This is a genomic window from Kitasatospora sp. NPDC058218 (assembly GCF_042882445.1).
In the GTDB taxonomy this organism is placed as follows: domain Bacteria; phylum Actinomycetota; class Actinomycetes; order Streptomycetales; family Streptomycetaceae; genus Kitasatospora.
Window position 1 is genome coordinate 1 of record NZ_JBHVWC010000082.1, and the last position, 5,043, is coordinate 5,043.

Sequence of the window (5,043 nt, forward strand, 5' to 3'; positions counted from 1 at the left end):
TGGGGCGGCCCCGCCGCCGGGCACGGAGTGCGCGAGGGGATCAGCAGGTGCCGGCCGGCCGGTCGCGGACCACCAGGTCGCTGCGGCCGGCGGTGGCGTCCACCCAGACCACCCGGGTGCCCCGCTCGGCGGCGGGCAGGTACTGGCCGCCGCGGTTGCAGGAGAGCCGCTCGGGGGTGCCGCCGGCGAGCGGGACCTGCCAGAGCTTGGGCAGCGTGGCGTTGCTCCAGCCACCGACGGGGTCGTCGCTGCCGGCCTGGTAGGTGACGGCCCGGTCGGAGGCGGTGAGGGTCCCGTTCGAGGGGGCGTTCGGCGAGCCGCCGGACACGAGCTCGGTCACCCCGGAACCGTCCAGCGCGCCGGAACGGACCGACCGGCGCTTGGTGCCGTCGCCCGAGGTCTCGACCCAGAGCAGTCGCCCGCCCGCGAGCAGGGTGGAGTTGGTCCATGCCTTCGGGGCGGCCGTCGGGTACTGGGCGGTGACCTTGCCGAGCGCGATCGAGTAGACGGTCGGCGCGTCGACCTCACCCTGGTCGCCCGTCCAACGCTCGGACCAGCCGAGGACACCGTCCTTGAGGGTCACGCCCGACACGTCGTGGTCGGCGGCCGCCGGGATCGGCACCGCCGGGCCGCCGTTGCGGGACAGGTACGCCCGGCTCCGGTTCGCGGCCGGGTCGAAGGCCCGGAAGGCGATGTCGCCGCCGGACACCTGTACGTCACCGGGCATGCTCGACGGGGAGGAGAACAGGGTGGTGACCGGGCCGCCGGCCAGCGAGCGGGTCAGCACGTCCATCGACCACTTGCCCTGGGCGTCGGCGCCGAGGGCCACCCACACCGCGGACGTGCCGTCGGTGGCGGGCCAGCTGTGCGCGCGGTTGTCCTCCGGGCTGAGCCGGACCGGGGTACCGCCCCCGGCGAGGGAACCCGTGTACAGGGGGCTGCCGGCGTTCCGTACCGCGTTGGCCATCACCCAGCGGCCGTTGGCGACCGCGGGGATCGCCGGGCCGGAGACGTCGCGCAGCAGCACCCGGCTGTCCACCCCGATCCGGTTCTGCCAGCCGGCCCGGATCCCGTGGGCGTCGAACGCGGCGGCCACCGAACGGAGTTGGTCCCGGTTGAGCTTGAGGTCCCGGCCGGCGGCGAGGACGGCGCCCCGCCCTGCCACGAAGTCGTCCAGCGGGGTGAGGTAGTCGGCGAGCGCGCGGTAGATCACCCGGTCCGCGACGAGCGGGTCCAGGGTGCGCCGGATGTCCCAGAGCGCGCCGCCGAAGATGGTGGAGTTGAGGTGCACCCCGCCGCTGTCGACCGCGCCCCCCACGCCGAGGTAGTCGTCGACGGTGGTGCGGTGGTCGTCCAGCCGACGCTGGGCGCAGGCCTCAGGGGTGCCGGTGCGGCAGAGGCTCTCGCCGAGCAGGGCGGCCTTCGGGTCGCTCATCGACGTGCCGCGAGCGGTGACCTCGATGGCGTTGCCGAAGTAGTCGGCCAGCGCCTCGTCCATCGCGCCGGCCTGGCCGGCCAGGACCAGCCCGGCGGTGTGCTCGACGACGCCGTGGGTCATCTCGTGCCCGGCCACGTCGAGCGCGACGGCGAAGGGGAGGTACTTGGCGTTGCCGTTGCCGTAGACCATCTTGGTCCCGTCCCAGTACGCGTTCGCGAGCGGCTCTCCCCACTCGGACGCGTTGGTCACCGAGACGATCGGTCCGGCCTTGCCGTCCAGACCCTCCCGGCCGAGCCGGTCGCGGTAGAAGTCGTACACGATCCCGGCGTTGACGTGGGCGTCGGTGGCGCCGGAGGTGCCGGCGGCGGCCGGGAAGTCCGGGCTCGCCGAGTGCGCCGGGGCGAGGTCGGCGGGTATCCCGCCGCCGAGTTCGCCGGCGGGCCGGCCGGCCGCGTCGTAGGTGGTGATCGCGGCCGGCCGGGTGAGGTCGCTGAGCTGGTAACTCCCGTCCGGGAGACGGCCGATGTTCACCTTGACCGGGCGGCCGAGGAGGTCCGGCGCGGTCCCGGTGGCGGGTTCGACCCCGGCCGCCGCGGCGGCGGCGGGCTCGGCCGAGGAGCGGGCCTCGTAAGCGAGGGCGACCGTCCCGAGGGTGGCGTCCACGTAGACCTCGCGGGCCTGGTGCGCGCCGCCGCCCGGCCCGGCCGCCCGCACGGTGAAGTGCTGCGCCAGCCGCCCGGTGCCCCCGGGCAGGACCACCGGGCCGTGGTCCTGCGCCGTGGCCCCGGCCCGGGCCGCCGGGTCCTCGATCTCGCCGAGCGCCAGTTCGCGCAGCACCGCGGCCGGCACGGTGGCGGTGGTCGGCGCGGTGAGCCCGGTGAAGTACTTGCCACCGACCGACTCGACCCGCTGCCCGGCGCCGTCACCGGTGAGGTGGACGAGGTACTGCCCGCCCAGGACCGGCACACCGCCGTGGTGCTGCTGGAACCTGACGGTGCTCCGGCCGTCGGCGTCGCGCACGGCGGCGACCTCGGTCAGCTGCCCGGGGTCGATCCGGTACCGGTCCGGGTGCGCCGCGAGGTGGGCCCGGGCGGCGGTGGCCGGTTCGCCGGGCGCCGGCTCGTCCAGACCCGTGACCAGCTGCGGCGCGGCGGTCTCCTGACCGGCCACCAGACCGGGAACGGGGTCGGCTTCGGCGGCCGGCGCGGCCTGGGCGAGCGGCGCGGCCAGGCCCAGGCTCAGAACGGCGGCCAGGCCGGCGCCGAACGCCGTGGGCGTGCGAAAGCGTTGGTGCACTGCGGTCCTCCCATGGAACACGGAACGGATGCTCGCGGCACGTGTCCGTGCGCACGCGGCATGTGACGTGTCGTCAGTTCACTGCGGAGCCGGGCGGCGCCCGGAGTCGACGGCACGCCGACGTACGCAGGAGTCGCAGCAACGCGCGCTGCTGACGATCACTACGAGAACCATAGGTCGCTGGACAGGATATGTCGATAGACTGCACATGTAGTCGGCTCCACCCCCTCAAGCACCCGCCGTACGGGGGCGGCGGGCCGGGGTGCCGACGGTCCGGCCGACCTCGCTCAGTCGGCGAGGCCCCGGGTGAGCAGCACGACGGCGACGAAGGCCCGGTACAGCCGGATCGGGTCGGTGTCGGTGAGGCGAACGTCCAACTCCCCCTCCCGCACGACACCGTTGATCCACGTCGCCAGCTCGGCGAGGTCGGCGCTGCGGAAGCGGATCGTGAGCGTGGCCGGGAGGGCGATCGCGGGCGGTGCGGCCTGCGGCAGGGCGCGGACGGCCGCTTCGGCGGTGTTCCTGATCAACTCCCTGGCCTCCTCCGGGTGCAGGCTGTCCGCCGCGAACCGTGAGACCGAGGTCTTGACCACGGCGGCCCGGACACCGGGGCAGAACGGCTCGATCTCCTCGGCGGTGACGCGGTCGCCGGTGATCAGCACCACCGGGACCCGGTGCCCGAGCGCGACCAGCGCGTTGATCCCGCTCTCCCCGGCGGGCACCCCGTTGAGCCGGACCCCCGCGATCACCCGGGGGTTGTAGGTGTGCGACAGCACGGACGGGGCCCCGTCGGCCGAGCCGTGGTAGGAGACCAGGAAGACCGCGTCGAAGGAGGCGTCCAGACCCTGCATCATGTACAGCGGCTTGTGCCGGCCCGACAGGTAGCGGGCCCGGCCGGCGAGGGCCTCCGGGCGGAGGTTGGCCATGGCCGAGTGCGAGTCGTTGACGAGGAACTCGGTGGCTCCGGCGGCGATCGCGCCCTCGATGGCCGCGTTCACCTCCGCCTGGAGCAGACCGCGGTAGTGCCCGTACTGGGAGCCGGAGGGCCGGCACTGGTCCCAGTCGACCACCCCGGCCGTGCCCTCCATGTCGGACGAGATGAAGATCCTCACTTCGCTCCTCGGATGCGCGAGGGCAAGGGCGCCACCGGGCCCGCCCGGTGAGCCGAGGCTAGCGGCTCCGGGGCCTCACCGACCAGGACCCGGGCGTCTACCGGCGGCCGGTGGTCAGCGTGGGCATGGGGGCTTGGGCGTGTTTCGAAAGTGCGTCAAGACCATGCGACGATCTCGAATCGTGGCCCGGAGAGACCTGACAGGCGCTCAGGAGACCGTGTGCGGGATGTTCCGCCGCCAGCAGCGGGCCGGCACCGTTCACCAGCGCCACCGACCGTCGGGAGAGCCAGCCCGCCCCGGGCACCGCTATGGCCCTACCTGTCACGAGGCCTTCGGCTGCGGGCTCATCGCACGCTCGTACAGCTTCTCCCGCGCCCGCTTGAGCAGTTCGGCGGCCTTCGTTCGCGACGCCCCCTCCGCCTTGTCGAGCGCGCCCGGGTAGTCCGCGGACATCCCCGATCCCGCACCGTAGTCGACGTCGACCGTCAGGCGCAGATTCCCGTCGCAGATACCCGACTTGAAGCTCAGTTGGTCGACCGGCCCGGGGATGGTGTCGGTGAGCGGGTGCCGGACCGACGACTGGTAGCCCTCCTGGCCGAGCCCCCCGCCGTCGGTCATCTCGAACTTCCGCGTCTCGGTCGGCTTGGGCCCGCCGAGCGGGGACCTGGCGATCTCCGCCTCGACCTCCAGCCAGTGGCAGCCGCGGGCCGCTTCGAAGACCGTCGCATCGATGGCCACCCGCCAGTCCTCCGTTGCCGGACCGCCGGCGTAGCTGCAGCTGAGCGTCTTGGACGGGTCACTCGCGATCCCCGCGCTCGTCACCGGTATGGAGCTCCTCAGCTGCCCCGGCAGGCCAGGATCGCCCACCACCGCGCAGAGGTCGCCGACCGTGCGGTACCAGCCGACTTGCTTCGCCTTGCTGTCACTACTGCTGCCACCGCCGCCGCAGGCGGTGAGGAACACCAGGCCAACAACCACGAGGGCAGCTGTGCCGGTACCGGAGGTTCGATCTCGACTCGTCACCGCGCCAGGCTAGTGCTGTGACCGCATACGTTCACCGGGTTTGCGATCCCTGACGTCAGAAGTTGAGCTTCCAGGGAGTGTTACGAAGTCGATCAAGGTCGTGGGTTGTTGAGAGAGCGGATGGGGGGGGGTTGAGAACCACAAAAATCAAAAAATGAAAAACAAAACCCACAG

The 5,043-nt window shown here is 72.9% G+C and carries 3 protein-coding genes; all 3 read right to left on the minus strand.

Features of this window, described 5'->3' with window-relative positions; all coding sequences use genetic code 11:
* Positions 1-40 precede the first annotated feature (40 nt).
* Positions 41-2,734, minus strand: coding sequence for a M4 family metallopeptidase (locus ACFVYI_RS37035; protein ID WP_387893800.1), 2,694 nt, complete (start codon positions 2,732-2,734; stop codon positions 41-43).
* 287 nt (positions 2,735-3,021) lie between these two features.
* Complete coding sequence (locus ACFVYI_RS37040; protein ID WP_387893802.1) at positions 3,022-3,846, minus strand: M55 family metallopeptidase; 825 nt, start codon at positions 3,844-3,846, stop codon at positions 3,022-3,024.
* Between the two features lie 321 nt (positions 3,847-4,167).
* Positions 4,168-4,824, minus strand: a complete 657-nt coding sequence (locus ACFVYI_RS37045; RefSeq protein WP_387893804.1) for a hypothetical protein — start codon at positions 4,822-4,824, stop codon at positions 4,168-4,170.
* Positions 4,825-5,043: the final 219 nt, after the last annotated feature.